This is a genomic window from Cellulomonas composti (genome assembly GCF_007990245.1).
Taxonomy (GTDB): domain Bacteria; phylum Actinomycetota; class Actinomycetes; order Actinomycetales; family Cellulomonadaceae; genus Cellulomonas; species Cellulomonas composti.
The window spans coordinates 90,632-109,944 of record NZ_BJWG01000011.1; the positions used below are offsets into that span (position 1 = coordinate 90,632).

Sequence of the window (19,313 nt, forward strand, 5' to 3'; positions counted from 1 at the left end):
GGACCCCATCCGGTTGGGGTGTGGACGCCACCCGGGGGATCCGGGCCGCTGGAGCAGGCGCGCGATGCGGGCGGCCGGCGGGTCGACCTCAGGTCGGTCGCCGGTCGTCGGTCAGGTGTCGGAACCGGTGTCCTGGCCGGGCTGCTGTCCGTCCGCGGGGCGGCCGCCGCCGGGCCCGCCGTCACGACCACCGCCCATGCCGCCGCCGCCCATGCCCCCGCCGCCCATCCCGGCGGTGACCTCGCCGGCCGTGCCGGTGCCGGCCTGGGTGGTGCCCGCGGTGCCCCCGTGGCTCAGCGGGCCGGCGACGGTCTCGCCGGCGGTGCCGCCGAGGACGGCTGCGTACGCGTCACCGTCGACCACATCGGGCGAGGAGTAGACCACCGACGAGAAGGACTTGGTCGCGGTGAACGAGGCGAGCAGGTCGCCGTCGGAGGAGACGACCTGCACGACGTCGCCCGCCCCGCCCTGGGTCTGCAGCGTGATCCCGACGAACGACTGCGAGCCGCCCGACGGGGTCTGCGCCATCCCGGAGGACCCGACCGCGATCAGCTCACCGCCCGAGATCTCGAACGTGCCGTTGTAGTCGAGCGCGCCGTTGCCGTCGTTCGTCGGACCGGACACGACCACCGTGCCGCCGGTCATCGTCATCGACCCGTTGGAGTCGAGGCCGTCGCCCTCGGCGTCGACCACGAGCGTGCCGCCGGAGATCGTCACGGACACCGCCGCGTCGTTCCCCATCTCGCCGCCGCCCATGTCGCCGCCCGGACCCTGCTGGGCCTGCGCGTCGGTCTCGGTCGTCGTGTCGTCCGTCGTGTCGTCCGTCGTCGCGTCCGCGGCCGAGCCGTTCACGCCGTCGTCGCTCGTGACGAGCGTGGTGTCCCCGCCCGAGACCGTGATGGTCTGGGCCTCGAGCCCCTCGACCGCCTGCGTGACGTCGAGCGTCCCGCCGCTGATCTGCAGCGCGTACTCGCCGTGCACCGCGTCGTCGCCCGCGGCCACCGTGAGAGCGCCGTCGGTGATCGAGACCGCGCCGTCGGAGTGGATCGCGTCGTCGGCCGCGTCGACCGAGAGCGTGCCGCCCCCGACGACGACGGCCACGTCTCCGACGAGCCCCTTCGGGGAGGCGTCCTCGGCGAGAGTCGCGCCGGCGCCGCCGCCGGTCTCGATCGTGACCGTCCCGCCCGCGACCAGCGCATCCGTCGCGGCGGTGATGCCGTCGTCGCCGGCGGTCAGGGTCAGCGTGCCGTCGTTGACCAGCACGTAGCCGGTGGTCGCGTCGTCGTCGGCGTCGGACTTGATCGCGTCGCCCGCCGCGTCGACGGTGACGTCGCCGCCGTCGACCACGACGTAGTCCTTGCCCCGGATGCCGTCGTCCACCGAGGTCACCGTGATCGTGCCGGACTCGATCAGGAGGCCGTCCTTGGAGACGATCCCGTCGTTCCCGTTGCCCGCCACCGACAGGGCGCCCGCGCCGGTGATCGTGAGGTCCGCCGTGCTGAACAGCGCGCCGGAGGCCTCGTCGTCGTCGGCGTAGCTCGTCGTGTCCGCGAGCGTGCTGGTCGAGCCGTCGGCCAGCGAGACCGTGACCTCGTCGGCGTCGAGCACCTGCAGCGGGGAGGTGGTCGCGCTCGTGAGGTCGACGCCGTCGAGGATCAGCACGACCTTCTCGTCGGGCGCGTTCACCACGACCGAACCGTCGCTCAACGTGCCCGTCAGGCGGTAGACGCCGCCGGCGGTGATGGTCACGGTGTCGCCGTCGACGCTCACGGCGTCCGACGAGGACGAGGACGCGCCGTCGGCGAGCGTGACGTCGACCGCGGCCGAGGCGTCGACCTCGTCGGCGGAGTGCGGCTCCTTGTTCGCCGCCATCGCGGACTCGACCGTCAGGTTCGCGTCGGTGGCGACCTCGACGGTCGACGAGGACGACGAGGTGCCGCTCGCGGACGTCGCGTCGTCGGTGGACGAGCCGGCCGCCGTGCAGCCGGCCAGGATCAGGGCGAGAGCAGCCGCCGGAACGGCGACCTTCCTCAGGTGGGTGCGCATGGTGCGGTCCTTTCGTCGGGCGCTCAGGCGTACGCGCTCAGGCGGGCGGTGGGCTGGACGTGCCGGTCCAGCACGCGGCGCCACGGGGTCAGGGGGAGGTCGGGGTGCAGCACGGCCATGCCGGTGCCGTACTTGGAGATGCGGACGGGCCGGTGCCCGTGCCGCCACAGGAGACGGTCGGTGGCCGACGGCGTCGCGCCGGTCTTCGTCTCGATCACGACGAGGGGGCCCATCGCCCGCTGCTCGCCGGTCGCCATGTCGACCCACACCAGGTCGGTGTCGATCGTCGTGCGGGCGACGAGCCCGGGGCGACCGCCGTCGACCAGCAGCGTGCTGCGCTGGTAGCGGGTCGCGAGCGTGGGCTGCAGCGCCGCGGGTGCCCGATGGGCGCCGAGCGCCTCGACCGTGAACTCGTGGGCCGCCGACGTCAGCTCGGCCGCGTCGCCGTCGTGCGCCTGCCGGGTCTTGACCGTCGCGCCGCGGGCGCCGCGCGTCTTGACCTCGACGAAGCAGTCGCCCGAGTCCGCGTAGGTGCGGGTGCGGACCTTGAACCGGCCGCGGCGGCGGTGCGCCGCCCCGAGGTAGCTCACGAGGTCGGGGGTGTCGAAGTAGACCGACTCGTACTCGCTGGTGCGCCGGCCGGCGATCTCCAGGACGCGCGCGCCGACCGTGAGCGGGAGCGTGTCGAGCGCCGCCGTCGGGAGCACGTACTTGCGGTCCACCCGGGTCTGGAGCGCGGCGCCGGCCGCCTCGAGCTCGTCGAGATCGACCGTCGGCAGGGTCGCCAGCCGGTCCTTGAGCGCGGTCACCGGGTCACCTCCGGCATGGCCGCGTGCGCCGTGCCCGACGAGGGTGCGCCGTCCGCCGTCGTCGTCGTCGGGATCCCGACGGAGTAGCGCACGTCGACCGTCGTCGTGTCGTTCACGAGGTCGAGGCGCAGGATCGTCGCGGAGTGCACCTGACCGCCGAGCAGGCGCTCGAGGTGCGCGACGAGCGCGGTCTCGTCGGGGATGGCCCGGTCGACCACGACGATCTGCTGGCGCAGCCGGGTGAGCAGTCGCGGGCTGTCGGCGACCGCGATGACCGCGACGATCGCGGCCATCAGGCCGACGCCGAGCCACAGCGACGTGGTGCCGAGCCCCCCGATCAGCCCGAGCGCGAGCGCCGCGAAGTAGTAGGCGACCTCGTGCTGCGAGAGCTCGGTGGACCGCAGCCGGATGATCGAGAGCACGCCGAACAGCCCGAGCCCGAGGCCCGCCGCGATCGTGCTCTGCGCGAGCGCCGCCGAGACGGCCAGCACACCGACGTTGACCGCCAGGAACGCCACGACGAGGTCGCGACGCCGGTGCCGGGGCAGGTACACGGCGAACGTGAGGACGACGATGGCGACGAGGTCCGCCAGGTAGAGGGCGTAGGGGGACACCGGGGCCTCCAGGGTCGGGAGCTGCTGACCTGACCTATTCAGGGCCTCCGACCTGGACGAACGCTGTGACCCGCCTGGATGCGCGGTCCGAGTCGTTCACCGGGTGTTCACCTTGTGCCGGTGCGCTCAGTCGGTGATCACCAGCGAGATCGGACCGGTGACGGCGTAGAACTCGTCGGGGTAGCCGAAGTCGGCCCGCAGCCACAGCTCGTACTCCCCCGCGGGCAGCGGGAGCTGCGCATCCGGCTCGGCGAGCGTGCTCGCGCACCTCACGAGCTGGATCCCCGCGCCGACCGGATGCGCCGCCGTCTCACCGGCGTCGACGTCCACGGTCACCAGCGGGTCCTCCATCGCGAGCGTCCGGGCGACGATCTGGCCGTCCTTCGCGACGAACACCCAGGCGGAGCCGGAGTACCCGGACTCCACGTGCGCGCCCGAGCGGTTGCGGATGGCGACGTCGAGCGCCAGAAGCGTGCCCGTGGGAGTCGGGGCCGGGGGTGTCACGACGAGCTCGAGAGGCGCCTCGTCGACGCCCGCCGCGGCCAGCGCCTCCAGGTCGTCGCTGGTGCCGCACTGCCCGGTGGCGACGGTCGCACCCGGCGACGGTGTCTCGCTCGTCGGCGCGCCGACGAGCTCCGCCGGGAACGGCCCGACGACCAGCTCCTGCTGACCGACCGTCCCGTCCGCCAACCGATAGTTGGCGTGCTCGACCAGCCAGATCTCGACCTGTCCGGAGATCGGCTCGCCCGTCGCGCAGCTGGTCTTCGAGATCGGGAAGGACGACGTGGTCGACTCGCCGGGTTCGAGGTCCGTGCCCATGGCGTCGTACATCGCCCACATGTCGTCTATCACGACACCGTCCTGCGTCACGATCCCGCTGTTGTCGTTCGGGTAGTAGCTCAGGTTCTGGTCGCTCGTGTTGACGACGTGCCCTTGGGCGGCCATCGCCTGGCGTCCGTCGCCGACCGCGAACGGGTCGCCCGGCTCGAGCGCCAGCGGGCCCGGCTGAGGCGCCGCGACGCGTGCGCGCAGCTCCGCGTCGGAGTCGCCGCACGCGATCTCGCCGAGGGGCGTCGGCGCCGGTGACGCACCGCCGTCGTCGGGCACGACGACGGCCACCGGCTCGCTCGTGCCGCGCGCGGCCCACGTACCGCCGGAGTGGTACGTCCAGCCGGTGGTCTGCGTGACGACGAGGTCGTACGAGCCGGGGGCGAGCGGTTCGCCGTCGCACGCGACGATGTCGACAGCGACGTCGGGCGAGCGCAGCGGGAACGGGTCGACGCCGAAGTCGGCGGCCATGGCGAGCGCGTCGTCCACGTCAGGCGCGCCCTCGCCCTCCTGCTGCGCGACGACGACCCCGTCACGCAGCAGCGCGACCGTCCAGCCGTACCGCCAGCCGACCGGATCGCCCACCGGCTCGGTCGTCGCGCCGTCGTCGGTGCCGCCGTCGGCCGTGCTGCCGGCGGTGGGCTCGACCGGCGGTGGCACGGTCGCCACGCCCATCTCGACGACGGTCGTGAGCGTCCAGGTCCCGGCGGCGGAGGGAACGACCGAGGCCGGGTCCACGACCGGAGCGCGCGGCACGCTGCCGTCGGGCCCGACCCCCGAGGCGTGGTCGTCGGCCCGCAGCTCCGCGACGGTCTGCCCGCACACGCCGACGCCCGAGGGCTCGACGACGTGCTCGGTACCCAGGCGCGGCACCACGACGGCGCCGACCGCCACGACGGCCGCGAGCGTGCCCGCGGCGACCGTGACCCGGCCGGTGCGGCGGCGGCGGGCGCGCGTGCGGATCAGCTCGACGGGGACCTCGTAGGCACGGGCCTCGGGCGAGGCCGCCGCGTCGTCGAGCGCGCTGGTCAGCGGGTGGCGCTCGTCGGGGTGGTGCGTCATGGTCGGGTCCTCCCGCCGGTGAGCGGCGCGGTCTCGTCGGTCCCGTCCGGGAGCGGGCCGAGCAGCGCCTCGAGCTTGTGACCGGCCGTCGACAGGTAGCGCTTCACGGTGCCGTCGGCCAGGCCCATGCGGGCCGCGACCTCCGGCACGGTGAGGTCCTCGCACCAGCGCAGCACCGCGGCGGCCCGCTCCTGCGGCGCGAGCGTCGCGAGCGCGGCCCGCACGTCGAGCGTGGCTCCGACGACGGGCCCGGGGTCGCGCGCAGGCTCGTCGGACGCGCCGACGAGGTGCCGCACCCGGGCCCAGCGGGCTCGTCGTCGAGCGCCGTCGAGGAAGACGGTGAGGATCGCGCGCCGGACGTACGCCTCCGCGTCGTCGGGCGTGAACCCCGCCCGGCGACGCGAGAACGTGCGCACCAGCGCCTCCTGCACGAGGTCCTCGGCGGCGTGCCGGTCCCCGCTGAGCAGGTAGGCATAGCCGAACAGCGCCCGCCCGCGCTCGCGGGCCAGCGTCGCCAGCAGATCCTCGTCCCCCACCGCTGCCCTTCCCCGATCCGGTCGAGGCGGCAACCGCCACCTCACCAGTCAAGACGCACACCGCGTCGGAACCGTTGTACCGGCCCGGCGGCGCGATCGTGCGAGGAATCGGCCACGATCCGTGGCCAGTCCTTCGCGCGATCGGATCAGGGGGCCTCGGAGTGGGGGTGCGGGTGGGGCGCGGTGATCGTGAGCGGGTACGGCCCGGCGGCCGCGGTCCAGGTCGTGGTGCCGGGGGCCGCGGTGTCCGCGTCGGCCTGCGGTGTCAGCGGCACGACGATCCAGTACTCGTACTCGCCCTCGTCGAGACCGGTGCGCGGGGCGTCGCCCGTGTCGCAGCGGCCCAGCTCGCTCGGCGCCTGGATCGTCTGCTCGCCGCCGGGCTCGAGGCCGATCGCCGTGGTCCCGTCGTCGGTGTGGTCGAGGCCGCCGACGATCGTGCCGTCCCGCGTGACGACGACCGTGGGCGTCCGCACGTCGACCACCAGGCCGTCGGGAGAGTCGTTCGTCAGGGTGACCGGCAGGTCGAGCGTGTCGTCGGCGTCGCGGGTCGTCGTCGGGTCCTCGACCGAGAGCCGCACCGGGCTCGGGTTCTGCTGCGGGTCCGCCAGCGCGGCCAGCTCGTCGTCGTCGCCGCCGCACGCGAGGGAGGGCGCCGAGGGCGCGGCGGTCGGTACGTCGACGGCCGAGACGCTGATCCCGGCGCTGGTCGCCCGCGCGACCCAGCCGTTCGAGCCCGCGACGGTCCAGCCGAAGGTCGTCGAGGTCACCAGCTCGTAGCTGCCGACCGGCACCGCACCCTTCTCGGCGGTCGCGCACCAGACGAACTCGCCCTCGTACGTCGCCGTCATCGGGAACGGCTGCGGGACGGCGTCGACGGCGACGCGCTGCGCCGTCTCGAGCGGCATGTCCTCGTGGTCGTCGAGCACGGCGACCACCCGGTCGCCCTGCAGCAGCACGACCTGCGAGCCGATCGTCCACCCCTCCGGCACCGTCGGCACCGAGGCCGCCAGTGCCTCCCCGACGGCCAGCCGCACCGTGACCACCCATGTGTTCCCCTGCGCGGACGCGGCAGCGTCGCTGGCGGTCGCCCCCACGACCCAGAGGTCCGTCCCCGACGCGGGGGTGTCCCCGGACGGCGCGATGCCGTCCCCGGCGCGAATCTCGTCGGAGGTCTGCCCGCAGGCCGCCGGGGCGCCGGGGTCGATGGTCGGGGTGGTGCCGCTCGCCGGGCCAGGCTCGGCGGACAGCCGGGGGACCGCGGTGGCGGTCGCGGCGACGACGAGAACTGCGGTGACGCTCACCGCGAGCATGCGGCCCGCGCGGTGCCGGTGGGTACGGCGCAGCACCACGTCGAGGTCCTCGAGCGGGCGGTTCAGGTCGTCCTCGTCGCCCAGCGCATGCAGGCGCGAGCGCAGGTCGTCGTTCATGCGTCCTCCTGGGCCGCGTGGGTGCGGGCGATCACCAGCACCTCGGGTGCGTCGTCGTCGGGCAGACCGAGCGGTCCGAGCACCACCTCCAGCCGGCGCAACGCGTCGTGCACGTAGCGCTTGGCGGTGCCCGTCGACACGTTCATGCGTGCGGCGACCTCGGGCACGGTGAGGTCGTCGTAGTAGCGGAGCACCACCGCCGCGCGATGCTGCGGGCCGAGCACCCCGAGTGCCGCGCGCAGGTCCAGCCGCGTCTCCACGGACGGGATGGCCGGTGCCTCGTCGGGTACGGCGACCGCGTGCCGCAGTGCCGCGAAGCGGGCGCGCCGGCGGTGGTCGTCGAGGAACACCGTGAGGATCGCGCGGCGCACGTACGCCTCGGCGGCGTCGGGTTCGAAGCCGCGCCGGATCCGCCGGAACACCTTCACGAGCGCGTCCTGCACCAGGTCCTGGGCCGCGGCGTGGTCCCCGCTGAGCAGGTGTGCGTACGCCACCAGCGCCGGCCCGCGGGTGCGGACCAGCTCCGTGAGCACGTCGTCGGCTCGCGGCACACCGCCTCCTTGGTCGTCGCGGGCCCGTCCGGCCCGTCACCACCTTGACGCACGGCGAGCGCCGGAACGTTGCAGCCGCCCAGGAAGCGTCGCTGGCGACCAGCGTCGTCAGCACGTCGTCGTCGCACCCCCAGACCCCCGGACCCAGAGAGTTCCGCCCGGACGCACGATCGGGTGAGGTCGCGGTGTTACCCGCGCGTCACCTCGTGGTCGTGGCGGCTGGCTAGACTGCCCCGGTCGCGCGGCAACGAGGCCGCGCGACTGGGGCGCTTCGGGGGAGGCGCCGGGTCGAGGAGGATGCATGGTCGAGCTCGGGTCCACGAGCATCACGATCGTCTGGGTCATCGCAGGTCTCGCGGTCGCCGCGCTGGTCGCGGCGCTGCTGCTGCGGCGCCAGGTGCTCGCGGCGGGCGAAGGCACGGCGTCGATGCAGGAGATCGCCAAGGCGGTCCAGGAAGGCGCATCGGCGTACCTGAACCGTCAGTTCCGCACGCTCGCCCTGTTCGCCGTGGTGGTCTGTGCGCTGCTGTTCCTGCTGCCGGGGGACTCCGGCGTCAAGGTCGGCCGTTCGGTGTTCTTCCTGGTGGGTGCGGGCTTCTCCGCGACCATCGGGTTCGTCGGCATGTGGCTGGCGACGCGCGCGAACCTGCGCGTCGCGGCGGCCGCGTCCCATCCGGGAGGCCGGGCCGAGGGCGCGCGCATCGCGTTCCGCACCGGCGGTGTCGTCGGGATGTCCGTGGTGGGCCTGGGCCTGCTCGGTGCCGCGAGCGTCCTGCTCATCTTCGGTGCCGACGCGCCGGCCGTGCTCGAGGGCTTCGGCTTCGGCGCCGCGCTGCTCGCGATGTTCATGCGCGTGGGTGGCGGCATCTTCACCAAGGCGGCGGACGTCGGCGCCGACCTCGTCGGGAAGGTCGAGCAGGGCATCCCGGAGGACGACCCGCGCAACGCCGCGACGATCGCGGACAACGTCGGCGACAACGTCGGCGACTGCGCCGGCATGGCGGCCGACCTGTTCGAGTCGTACGCCGTGACGCTGGTCGCGGCGCTCATCCTCGGCAAGGCGGCGTTCGGCGAGCAGGGGCTCGTGTTCCCGCTCATCGTCACCGCGATGGGCGCGCTCGTCGCCGGGCTCGGCGTCCTCATCACGCGCGTGCGCGGCGAGGAGAGCGGGCTCACCGCGATCAACCGCGGCTTCTACATCTCGGCCGTCGTCGGCGTGCTGCTCTCGGCCGTCGCGGCGTTCGTCTACCTGCCCTCGTCGTACTCCGAGTTCACCGGCGGTACCGCGGACCTGTCCGGCCTGGACTCCGATCCGCGCGTCGTCGCCACGCTGGCGGTCGCGATCGGCGTGGTGCTGGCCGGCATCATCCTGTGGGTCACCGGCTACTTCACGGGCACGACGAGCAAGCCCACGCTGCACGTCGCGGCGACCACCCGCACCGGCGCCGCGACCGTGGTCCTGTCCGGCATCGGCGTGGGGCTCGAGTCCGCCGTCTACACCGCGGGCATCATCGCCGCCGCGATCTGCGGCGTGTTCCTCATCGCCGGTGGCAACGTGGCGCTCTCGCTGTTCCTCGTCGCGCTGGCCGGCTGCGGCCTGCTGACCACCGTCGGCGTGATCGTCGCGATGGACACGTTCGGCCCGGTCAGCGACAACGCGCAGGGCATCGCCGAGATGTCCGGCGACGTCACGCCCGAGGGTGCGCAGATCCTCACGGACCTGGACGCCGTCGGCAACACGACGAAGGCCGTCACCAAGGGCATCGCGATCGCCACCGCCGTGCTGGCGGCGACCGCGCTGTTCGGCTCGTACTTCGACGCCGTGCAGAGCAAGCTCGCCCAGATCGGCGACGTCTCGATCGATCCGCTGACCGAGGCGATGATGTCGTCGAACATCATCAGCCCGGTGACGCTCGTCGGGGTGATCCTCGGCGGCGCGACGGTGTTCCTGTTCTCCGGGCTCGCGATCGACGCCGTGACCCGCGCCGCCGGCGCGATCGTCTTCGAGGTGCGCCGCCAGTTCCGGGAGAACCCCGGGATCATGACGTACGAGGTCCGTCCCGAGTACGGCAAGGTCGTCGACATCTGCACGCGCGACTCGCTGCGCGAGCTCGCCACGCCGGGCCTGCTGGCCGCGTTCGCGCCGATCGCCGTGGGCTTCGGCCTGGGCATCGGCCCCCTCGCGGGCTTCCTGGCCGGCGCGATCGGCACCGGCGTGCTCATGGCCGTGTTCCTCGCGAACTCGGGCGGTGCGTGGGACAACGCGAAGAAGATCGTCGAGGACGGGCACCACGGCGGCAAGAACTCGCCGGCCCACGCGGCGGCGGTCATCGGCGACACCGTCGGCGACCCGTTCAAGGACACCGCCGGCCCGGCGATCAACCCGCTCATCAAGGTGATGAACCTGGTGGCCGTGCTCATCGCCCCGGCGATCGTCGTGATCTCCGTCGGCGACGACGCCAACACCGTCGCCCGCATCTCCATCGCCACCGTCGCGGCCCTCATCGCCTTCGGCGCCGTCATCGCGAGCCGCCTGCGCGCCGCGAAGGTCGACCGCGAAGGCGCGCTCGAGCACGCGATCGAGGAGCAGGAGGCCGCCGCGGCCCACTGACGCCCACGACGTCCGTCGCCCGCACCCGTCGGCCGCGCCCCCCTCGGGGGTCGCGGCCGACGCCGTCCCCGCCGACCACACGGTGGGGCCAGGCCGGCGGCTGCCGCGGCGCGCGGTAGCGGGCAGGCCGGGCGGGATCGCCGGCCGGAGGTGCCCGGCGAGGGGGTCGGGGCGCCGCGGCGGGTTGGTGGGTGGCGTTCTCGTCGCGAGGCGGCGGGAAGTCCACCCATCGGTGTGCGCGCCGGCGGGGGTGGGCCGCGGCGGGTTGGTGGGTGGCGTTGCCGTCGTGGGGTGGCGGGGAGTCCACCCATCGGTGTGGGCGGCGGCGGAGGCGGGCCGTGCGGCCGGGAGTCCGGACACTGCTGCGGGTGGCTGTGTCCGGCGAGGGGCTCGGGGTGGCGCGGCGGGTTGTGGGTGGCGTTGCCGTCGCGGGGCGGCGGGGAGTCCACCCATCGGTGTGCGCGGCTGCTCGGTGTGGGCGCCGGCCGAGGCGGGCCGTGTGGCCGGGAGGTCCGGACACTGCCGGGGGTGGTTGTGCCTGGTGAGGGGGGTCGGGGTGCTGCGGCGGGGTGGTGGGTGGCGTTGGCGTCGTGGGGTGGCGGGGAGTCCACCCATCGGTGGGTGTCGGGGAGGATGGGCGCGTGGATGCACCTGTGACGGATGTGCGACTGACGAGTGCGCTGCGCGCCGACCTCGAGGCGGCCGAGTACACCGTCGAGCGGGTCGAGGACGTGCTCGGGCCGGTGGCGACAGAGGCGCTGCACCGCGAGCAGCTATTACCGGCGCTGCGCGCGACGGCCGGCGCCGAGCGTCCGGGCGCGGACCCGGCCGCGGTGCTCACCCGCCTGCTCGTCCTGGGCCGCACCGTGCGGCGCGATGCGCTGGCCGCGGCGCTGCCGGGGGTCGGGCTCGACGGCATGGCGGCGCTGGGGCTCGTCGTCGCGGCCGGGCACGGGGACGACGACGAGGTGCGCGCGCTCGTCGACCTGCGGCCCTACGCCGCCACGGACGGGCACGGCGACGTGCGGTGGTGGATCGCGTCGGACCTCGGCGAGGCCGTGACGGGCCGGGCGCTGCGGACCGACCACGTGCTGGGGGTCGGCGGCGCGTCGACCACGCTCGCGCAGGTCACGGTGCGCGACGAGCGCGCGCGGGCACTCGACCTCGGCACGGGTTGCGGGATCCAGGCGCTGCACGCCGCGCGGCACGTCCGGCAGGTCGTCGCGACCGACATCTCGGCCAGGGCGCTCGCGTTCGCGCGGTTCAACGCCGCGCTCGCGGGGGTGGGCGACGGCGTGCTGGACCTGCGTGCCGGCTCGATGCTCGAGCCGGTGGCCGACGAGCGCTTCGACCTCGTGGTGAGCAACCCGCCGTTCGTCATCACGCCGCGGCGCCCGGACGTGCCGGCGTACGAGTACCGCGACGGCGGCCGCGCGGGCGACGCGCTGGTCCGCGACCTGGTCACGGGTGTCGGGGTGGTGCTCGCGCCGGGCGGTGTCGCGCAGCTGCTCGGCAACTGGGAGGTGCCGCGGGGCGAGCGGTGGGAGGACGTCGTCGGGCGCTGGCTCGACGAGGCCGGGCTCGACGGCTGGGTGGTGCAGCGCGAGCTGCAGGATCCGGCGCAGTACGCCGAGACGTGGATCCGCGACGGCGGCACGACCCCGGACCGTGACCCCGAGCAGTGGGCGCTGCGGTATGGGGCGTGGCTGGACGACTTCGCGTCGCGCGACGTCGAGGCCGTCGGCTTCGGGATCGTGACGTTGCGCCGGCCGGCCGCCGCCGTCTCGTCGGGAAGGGCGACGGAGGGTACGCGGCTGCGCAGGCTCGAGGAGGTCACGGGGACGGTGCGGCAGCCGCTCGGTCCGACGATCGCCGCGGGCCTGGCCGCGCACGACTGGCTCGCGGAGCGCGACGACGCGGCGCTGGCCGCCGAGCGGCTCGTCGTCGCGGCGGACGTCACCGAGGAGCGCTACCTGACGCCCGGCGACCCGGACCCGCGCATCGTGCTGCTGCGCCAGGGCGGCGGCCTGGGCCGGACGGTCCAGCTCGGCACGGCGACGGCGGGCCTCGTCGGCGCGTGCGACGGCGAGCTCGGCGTGGGTCAGATCGTCGCGGCGCTCGCGGCGCTGCTCGAGGTCCCGGCGGCCGAGGTCGCCGCGGACGTGCTGCCGACGGTGCGCGGACTGCTCGCCGACGGGCTCCTGCTGCCGGCCTGACCAGCCCTTTCGCCCACCCGCGAGCACGAGTCCCCAGGTCGTTCCCAGGTCCGTCACATCTTCGCCACAGTCGGCCTCCCTACGGTCGCACCCGGACGCACCGCGTGACGGTGCCGAGGCAGGTCGACCGGAGTGGGAGAAAGCACGTGCACGCACGGCGCAGATGGATCTGGCGGGGAGTGGCCGCGCTGGTGGCGGTGGCCCTCCTCGTGGGCGGGGCATGGTGGATCTGGTGGCGCGAGCCCGCTTCGGCGCAGGCCGCGACGCAGGACACCACGCAGACCGTCCAGGCGAGCCTGACGACGATGGAGAAGACGGTCACCGGCACGGGCACGCTCACCCCTACGGTGAACGAGGACGTCTCGTTCGAGGTCTCGGGGACGGTGCTGACGGTCGACGTCGCGGTGGGTGACACGGTGACCGCGGGCCAGACGCTCGCGACGGTGGACACCCTCCAGCTCAACGCGGACCTGCTCGCGGCGAACGCGACCCTCAAGGAGGCGCAGGCGCGGCTCGACGACGCCGAGGACGCCGACGACGGCACCGACCTCGCGCAGGCGCAGATCGACGCGGCGGACGCTCAGGTCGACGTCGCGCAGGCCGCGTACGACGAGGCGGACGAGGCGATGTCGGACGCGACGCTGGTCGCACCCGCGGCCGGCCTGGTGACGACGGTCGACCTCGAGGTCGGCGACGCGGTCACGGGCACGGGCTCGAGCAGCGGCTCGGGCGGCGCCGGCGGCGCGACGGGCGGCACGGGAGCGACGGGCAGCAGCACGTCGGACACGTCGTCCGCCCAGTTCGTCATCGTCGGCACGGACGCGTGGCAGGTCACGACGAGCGTCGACGAGACCGACGTGGCGCTGATCGAGGTCGGCGACCAGGTCGAGATGACGTCGGACGACCTGACGGACACGCTCTACGGCACGGTCGGCGAGATCGGGCTCGTCTCGACGAGCTCGTCGGGCGTCGCGTCCTACCCCGTGACGGTCGACGTCACGCTGCCCGACGAGACGCTGCACGACGGCGTGAGCGTCGACACCACGATCATCTACGAGCGCCGCACGGACGTGCTCACGGTCCCGTCGATCGCTGTCACGCAGGCCGACGACGGCACGTCGCAGGTGACCCAGGTGGCCGACGACGGCACCACGTCGATCGTGGCGGTCGAGACCGGCGAGACCTCGGGAACGTTGGTCGAGATCACCTCGGGACTGTCCGAGGGCGACTCCGTGCAGGTCGAGGTCGTCACGCGGCAGCAGGGCCAGAACGGTCAGACCGGCCAGAACGGCCAGCAGAGCGGTGACTTCCAGCTGCCGGACGGTTTCCAGCCGCCCGAGGGCGGCTTCCCCGGCGGCGGGAACTTCCCGGGCGGGGGCCAGGGCAATGGCTGACCTCTTCCCGACGAGCGTGCTCGAGGCGCCCGACCCGTCCGAGCGCCCCGTCATCGAGCTGACGGGCGCCCGCAAGACGTACCGCTCCGGCACCGTCGAGTTCGAGGCGCTCCGGGGCGTGGACCTGACGATCGCGCGCGGCGAGTACGTCGCGATCGTCGGGCCGTCCGGCTCCGGCAAGTCGACGCTGATGAACATCCTCGGCTGCCTCGACACGGTGACGGCCGGGGAGTACCGGCTGGCCGGCGAGGACGTCGAGCAGCTCGACGAGGTCGAGCTCGCGGAGATCCGCAACCGCCGGATCGGCTTCGTCTTCCAGCAGTTCCACCTGCTCGCGTCGCTCTCGGCGCTGCGCAACGTCGAGCTGCCGCTGCAGTACCGCGGCGTGCCGACGGCCGAGCGCCGGGAGCGGGCCACGGCTGCCCTCGAGCGGGTCGGCCTCGGCGACCGGCTGCGCAACCGTCCGGGCGAGCTGTCCGGCGGTCAGCAGCAGCGGGCCGCGGTCGCGCGCGCGCTCGTCGGAGACCCGGACCTGCTGCTGGCCGACGAGCCGACGGGCAACCTCGACTCGACGTCGACGCACGACGTGCTCGCGCTGCTCGACGAGCTGCACGCGCAGGGCCGCACGATCGTGCTCATCACGCACGAGCACGACGTCGCGGCGCGCGCCCAGCGCGTGGTGCACGTGCTCGACGGGCTCACGCAGGAGGAGACGCGGGGGGCTGTCGCATGACGTGGGCGGAGACGCTGCGCACCGGCTGGGCGGCGATCCGCAGCCACGCGCTGCGCTCGGCACTGACGGTGCTCGGGATCCTCATCGGCATCGCGGCCGTCATCCTCACGGTCGGGCTCGGGCTGGGCACGCAGCAGGACGTGAGCGCGCAGATCAGCGCGCTGGGCTCCAACCTGCTCATCGTCACGCCGGGGTCGAGCACGTCGAGCGAGGGGATCCGCGGCGGCTTCGGCTCCGCGGCCTCGCTGACGCGCACCGATGCGGAGGCGCTCGACTCGGACGTGTCCGCACCGGACGTCGCGGGCGTCGCCCCCGAGAAGGAGACGAGCCTGTCGCTCGAGGCGAACGACACGAACTGGACCACCACGGTCACCGGCACCACGTCGGACTGGCTCGAGGTCCGCTCGCGTGAGCTGGCGTACGGGACGTTCCTGACCGACGACGACGACACCGATCGTGCCGCCGTCGTCGTGCTGGGCTCCGAGACGGCGACCGAGCTGTTCGGCCGGACGAACGTCGTCGGCCAGACCGTGACCCTGTCCGGCACCGACTTCACGGTGCAGGGCGTCCTCGCGGAACAGGGGGCGAGCGGTGACGCGAACCTCGACGACCTGGCGGTCGTGCCGTTGTCGACCATGTCGGAGCAGCTCGTCGGCGGCTTCCAGCGCAACTCGCTGAGCACGATCTACGTGCAGGCCGCGTCGGCCGACCAGCTCTCGGCGGCCTCGCAGGAGGTCACGACGCTGCTGCTCAACCTGCACGGCATCACGTCCGCCGACTCGGCGGACTTCACGGTCGCGTCGCAGGACTCGCTGGTCTCGACGGCGACCGCGGTCTACCGGACGCTGACCGTGCTGCTCACGGGCATCGCCGCGCTGTCGCTGCTGGTCGGCGGCATCGGGGTCATGAACATCATGCTCGTCTCGGTCACAGAGCGGACGCGCGAGATCGGCCTGCGCAAGGCGCTCGGCGCCCCGCCGTGGGCGATCCGCCGCCAGTTCCTCGTCGAGGCGTCCGTCCTCGGCCTGGGCGGCGGGCTGCTCGGTGCCGCGCTCGGCATCGGCGCCGCGACCTGGCTGCCCGCGCTGCTCGACAGCACGATCGTCGTCTCCGGTGCGGCCGTGGCCGGCTCGGTCGTGATCGCCGTCGGCATCGGACTCGTCTTCGGCGTGTACCCGGCCACCCGGGCCGCACGCCTCGCCCCCATCGACGCCCTGCGCGCGCAGTGACCGCGCAGGAGAAGGAGAGAGCTGTGAACACGCGACACACCCGCGCCACGCGCGCGTTGCTCGTCACCCTGACCGCGGGGGTCACCGCGCTGACGCTCGCCGCGTGCTCGTCGTCGGACGACACCGCGACGCAGCCCACCGCGGCCGCGACCCAGGACGCCCAGGGCGACCAGGGCGCCGCCCAGAACGGCGGCCAGAACGGTCAAGGGGGCCAGGGTCAGGGCGGCGGCGGGCTGAGCGGCGAGATCGTGCAGGTCGGCGACCAGCTCCTGCAGCTGCGCGACGACGACGGCCAGACCTCGGTCACGTGGTCGGCCGAGACCACGGTGACGCTGCAGAAGTCCGTCGGGCTCGAGGCCGTGACCGTCGGCTCCTGCGTCATCGCGACGAACGGGTTCTCGGGCATGCCGTCCGACGACGCGGCCTCCGACGACGCGGCTGCGGACGACGCCGCGGTCGCGACGGTCGTCGTGAGCGATCCGGTCGACGGCGAGTGCACCGGCCTCGGCGGCTTCGGCGGTGGGGGCAGCTTCCCCGGCGGCGGCCCGGACGGCGCGCCCGGCGACATGCCCACGGATCTTCCGACCGACATGCCCGCACCCGGCGGCGACGGCCAGCCCGGCGACCAGCCGACCGACCTGCCGACCGACCTGCCGGACGGCTTCCCCGGTGGCGACTTCCCCGGTGGCGGCTTCCAGCCGACCTCGGGCCTCGTGACGGCGGTCGACGGCGCCACGATCACCGTCCAGACGACGGACCAGGACGGCACGACCGGCACTGCGACGATCACGACCGACGCGGACACCACCGTGACCACGACCGTCGCGGCGGACGCCACCGCGCTCGTCGTCGGCCAGTGCGCGGCCGTGCGGGGCGAGGCCGACGACAGCGGCAAGGTGACCGCCGCGACGATCACGCTCTCCGAGAAGAGCGCCGAGGGCTGCTCGACCGGCTTCGGCGGCCGCGGCGGGTTCCCGGGCGGCCAGGGCGGTCAGGGCCGTCAGGGCGGGCAGGGCGAGCAGCAGGGCGGCGGAGATGCCTGACGTGCGCAAGCGACGCGGGCGCACGCGCCGGGTCGTCGGGATCGCGTCCGGGGTCGTCGTGCTGACGCTCGTCGGCGGCGGGGTCGCGCTCGCGCTGGCCTCCGACGGCGGCGAGCAGTACCGCACCGCGGTCGCCGGGCCGGGGTCGGTCGCGCAGAGCGTGTCCGCCGTCGGCACGGTCGCATCCGCCTCACGGCGCGACGTGGCGTTCCAGGTGAGCGGCACGGTCGCGAGCGTCGGGGTCGGGGTGGGCGACACGGTCGCCGCGGGCGACACGCTCGCGACGCTGGACGACACCGACCTGCAGTCCGAGGTCGGCTCGGCGGCCTCGGACCTCGCGGACGCCGAGCAGCAGCTCGAGGACGACCTGGACTCGCAGACCTCGAGCAGCACCTCGAGCACCAGCACGACGAGCGCGACGACGGCCTCGGCCGCCGGCACCGGCACGGCGGCGTTCGTCGTGCAGACGGCGGCCTACGCGACGGGCACGACGACGACCGCGGAGCCGGCCGCCGCGCCGACCGCGGCCCCCGGCCCGCAGCCGACCGCCGCACCGACCACGGAGCCGACCGCCGCACCGACCGACGGACCGACGGATCCGCCGGCCGACGACGACGTGCCGCAGGCGGTCCTCGACGCCGAGTCGGCGGTGGACCAGGCGCAGCAGGACCTGCTCGATCAGTACGACGCGACGTCGCAGCTCCTCACCGACTCGGGTGCCGACGTCAGCGCCGCGCAGCTCGTCTGCCAGGAGTTCCTCGACGCGGACCTGGGCTCCGGCACGCCGTCCGTCGGTGACGTCCTCACGCTGACGCCGGGCTCGGTCGCGGCAGGTGCGGCGCTGCGCGTCGACGCGGCCGGTGTCGCCGCGCTCGGCGACGGCGAGGCCTACACGTTGCGGCTGGCCTCGTCGGGCGCGGTCGTCGGGACGGTCACCGCGACCGACGGCGACGCGTTCCACGTCGCGGTCCTCGTGCCCTCGGGCGCGTCGGGCGACGACGCGATCGAGCTGGTCGGCCCCGACGGGTCGACGGTCTCGAGCACCTCGATGACCGTGACCGCGGCCGACGAGTCGTCCCTCCCGGCGGCGCTCGCGGCGTGCCAGGACGCGATCTCCGGCGTGCTCGGCGGCCAGAGCGGGGTCGACGAAGCGCAGCAGCAGCTCATGACGCTGGCCGCGGCCCTCGACGACGCCGTGGACGCGCTCGAGCAGGCGTGGCGGGACGCGTGGGCGGACGGCTCGACGCCGACGCCGGACCCCGAGCCCACGCAGCCCGGAGACCCGGGCACGGAAGATCCCGGCACGGGCGATCCCGGCACGGGCAGCCCAGGCACGGGCGACGGCGGGAGCGGCGGAACGGGCGGCACCGGCGGCACCGGCGGCGAGCAGGAGTCGGCGGTGGCCTCGGCCGCGGACGTCCTGGCGGACCGCGCGGCGATCGACCTCGCGCAGGCGCGGCTCGACCTGGCGAACGCGCAGCTCACGTTCGTGACGCTGACCGCGCCGATCGGCGGCACGGTCGCGGCGGTCTCGATCGTCGCGGGCGAGGACGTCGGCGCGGCGTCGGACTCGACGGTCGTGACGATCATCGGCGGTGACGGGTACGTCGTCACGTCGTCGGCGACGCTCGCGCAGGTGGGCCTGCTCGCGGTCGGTCAGAGCGCGGACGTCACGGTCCGCACGACGGACGCTCCGCTGACGGCGACGATCTCGTCGGTCGGTGTGCTCAACACGGAGACGTCGAGCACGACGCCGTCGTACACGATCGACCTCGTGGTCGACCCGACGGACGAGACGCTCTACGACGGGTCGTCCGCGCAGCTCACGATCGCGGTCGCCGACGGCGACGAGGTGCTCACGGTCCCGACCTCCGCGGTGCACGTGGAGTCGGGCACGACGACCGTGCAGGTGCTGCGCGACGGTGCCCCGGCGCAGGTCGAGGTCACGACGGGCGCGGTCGGTGCGGAGCTGACCGAGATCACCGACGGCCTGTCCGCGGGCGACGAGGTGGTGCTGGCCGACCTGGAGCAGCAGCTCGTCTCCGACGACTCGTCCTCGTCGGGCCTGTCCGGCCTGGGCGACACCGACGACCAGCAGCAGACCGGCCCGGGCGGGAACTTCGGCGGTGGGTTCGGCGGGGGACCGCCCGCGGGCTTCCAGCCCCCGAACGGCTGACGCGTACCGACCCCGGCGTCGCCGTGCGCGAGGCC

At 74.3% G+C, this 19,313-nt stretch carries 14 protein-coding genes; 7 read left to right on the plus strand and 7 right to left on the minus strand.

The window, feature by feature from the left end:
* Positions 1-111: 111 nt before the first annotated feature.
* From CCO02nite_RS12230 to CCO02nite_RS12260, 7 genes are all read right to left on the minus strand, one after another.
* Positions 112-2,046, minus strand: a complete 1,935-nt coding sequence (locus tag CCO02nite_RS12230) for a carbohydrate-binding domain-containing protein (protein ID WP_146843423.1) — start codon at positions 2,044-2,046, stop codon at positions 112-114.
* Positions 2,047-2,069: 23 nt separating this feature from the next.
* Positions 2,070-2,855, minus strand: a complete 786-nt coding sequence (locus tag CCO02nite_RS12235) for a polyphosphate polymerase domain-containing protein (protein WP_146843424.1) — start codon at positions 2,853-2,855, stop codon at positions 2,070-2,072.
* The gene (locus CCO02nite_RS12240; RefSeq protein ID WP_146843425.1) at positions 2,852-3,469 is read right to left on the minus strand and encodes a DUF4956 domain-containing protein; all 618 of its coding nucleotides are present in this window, start codon (positions 3,467-3,469) and stop codon (positions 2,852-2,854) included. The genes CCO02nite_RS12235 and CCO02nite_RS12240 overlap by 4 nt, the downstream gene beginning before the upstream one ends.
* Before the next feature lie 126 nt (positions 3,470-3,595).
* The gene (locus CCO02nite_RS12245; RefSeq protein ID WP_146843426.1) at positions 3,596-5,359 is read right to left on the minus strand and encodes a serine/threonine-protein kinase; all 1,764 of its coding nucleotides are present in this window, start codon (positions 5,357-5,359) and stop codon (positions 3,596-3,598) included.
* On the minus strand, positions 5,356-5,895 hold the full coding sequence (locus CCO02nite_RS12250; RefSeq protein ID WP_146843427.1) for a sigma-70 family RNA polymerase sigma factor: 540 nt from the start codon (positions 5,893-5,895) through the stop codon (positions 5,356-5,358). The genes CCO02nite_RS12245 and CCO02nite_RS12250 overlap by 4 nt, the downstream gene beginning before the upstream one ends.
* A 146-nt stretch (positions 5,896-6,041) precedes the next feature.
* Positions 6,042-7,325: a hypothetical protein gene (locus CCO02nite_RS12255; protein ID WP_146843428.1), complete on the minus strand. Its 1,284-nt coding sequence runs from the start codon at positions 7,323-7,325 to the stop codon at positions 6,042-6,044.
* Positions 7,322-7,876 (minus strand): sigma-70 family RNA polymerase sigma factor, encoded by a 555-nt coding sequence (locus CCO02nite_RS12260; RefSeq protein WP_146843429.1) that lies wholly within the window; start codon positions 7,874-7,876, stop codon positions 7,322-7,324. Before CCO02nite_RS12260 ends, CCO02nite_RS12255 begins: the two co-directional genes overlap by 4 nt.
* Before the next feature lie 301 nt (positions 7,877-8,177).
* Between CCO02nite_RS12260 and CCO02nite_RS12265 the strand changes: the two genes are divergently transcribed.
* The 7 genes from CCO02nite_RS12265 (at position 8,178) to CCO02nite_RS12295 (ending at position 19,278) form a co-directional block, all read left to right on the plus strand.
* Positions 8,178-10,487, plus strand: a complete 2,310-nt coding sequence (locus tag CCO02nite_RS12265; RefSeq protein ID WP_146843430.1) for a sodium-translocating pyrophosphatase — start codon at positions 8,178-8,180, stop codon at positions 10,485-10,487.
* Between the two features lie 641 nt (positions 10,488-11,128).
* A complete protein-coding gene (locus CCO02nite_RS12270; protein ID WP_146843431.1) occupies positions 11,129-12,703 on the plus strand; it encodes a DUF7059 domain-containing protein in 1,575 nt (524 codons plus the stop codon).
* A gap of 179 nt (positions 12,704-12,882) precedes the next feature.
* The gene (locus CCO02nite_RS12275; protein WP_246117531.1) at positions 12,883-14,097 is read left to right on the plus strand and encodes an efflux RND transporter periplasmic adaptor subunit; all 1,215 of its coding nucleotides are present in this window, start codon (positions 12,883-12,885) and stop codon (positions 14,095-14,097) included.
* Complete coding sequence (locus CCO02nite_RS12280) at positions 14,090-14,830, plus strand: ABC transporter ATP-binding protein (protein ID WP_146843433.1); 741 nt, start codon at positions 14,090-14,092, stop codon at positions 14,828-14,830. The genes CCO02nite_RS12275 and CCO02nite_RS12280 overlap by 8 nt, the downstream gene beginning before the upstream one ends.
* The gene (locus tag CCO02nite_RS12285; RefSeq protein WP_146843434.1) at positions 14,827-16,059 is read left to right on the plus strand and encodes an ABC transporter permease; all 1,233 of its coding nucleotides are present in this window, start codon (positions 14,827-14,829) and stop codon (positions 16,057-16,059) included. The genes CCO02nite_RS12280 and CCO02nite_RS12285 overlap by 4 nt, the downstream gene beginning before the upstream one ends.
* A 23-nt stretch (positions 16,060-16,082) precedes the next feature.
* The gene (locus CCO02nite_RS12290) at positions 16,083-17,102 is read left to right on the plus strand and encodes a hypothetical protein (protein WP_146843435.1); all 1,020 of its coding nucleotides are present in this window, start codon (positions 16,083-16,085) and stop codon (positions 17,100-17,102) included.
* A gap of 1 nt (position 17,103) precedes the next feature.
* Entirely contained in the window at positions 17,104-19,278 is a 2,175-nt protein-coding gene (locus tag CCO02nite_RS12295; RefSeq protein WP_186812691.1) for a permuted SH3 domain-containing protein, read from the plus strand.
* The last annotated feature ends 35 nt before the right edge of the window (positions 19,279-19,313 follow it).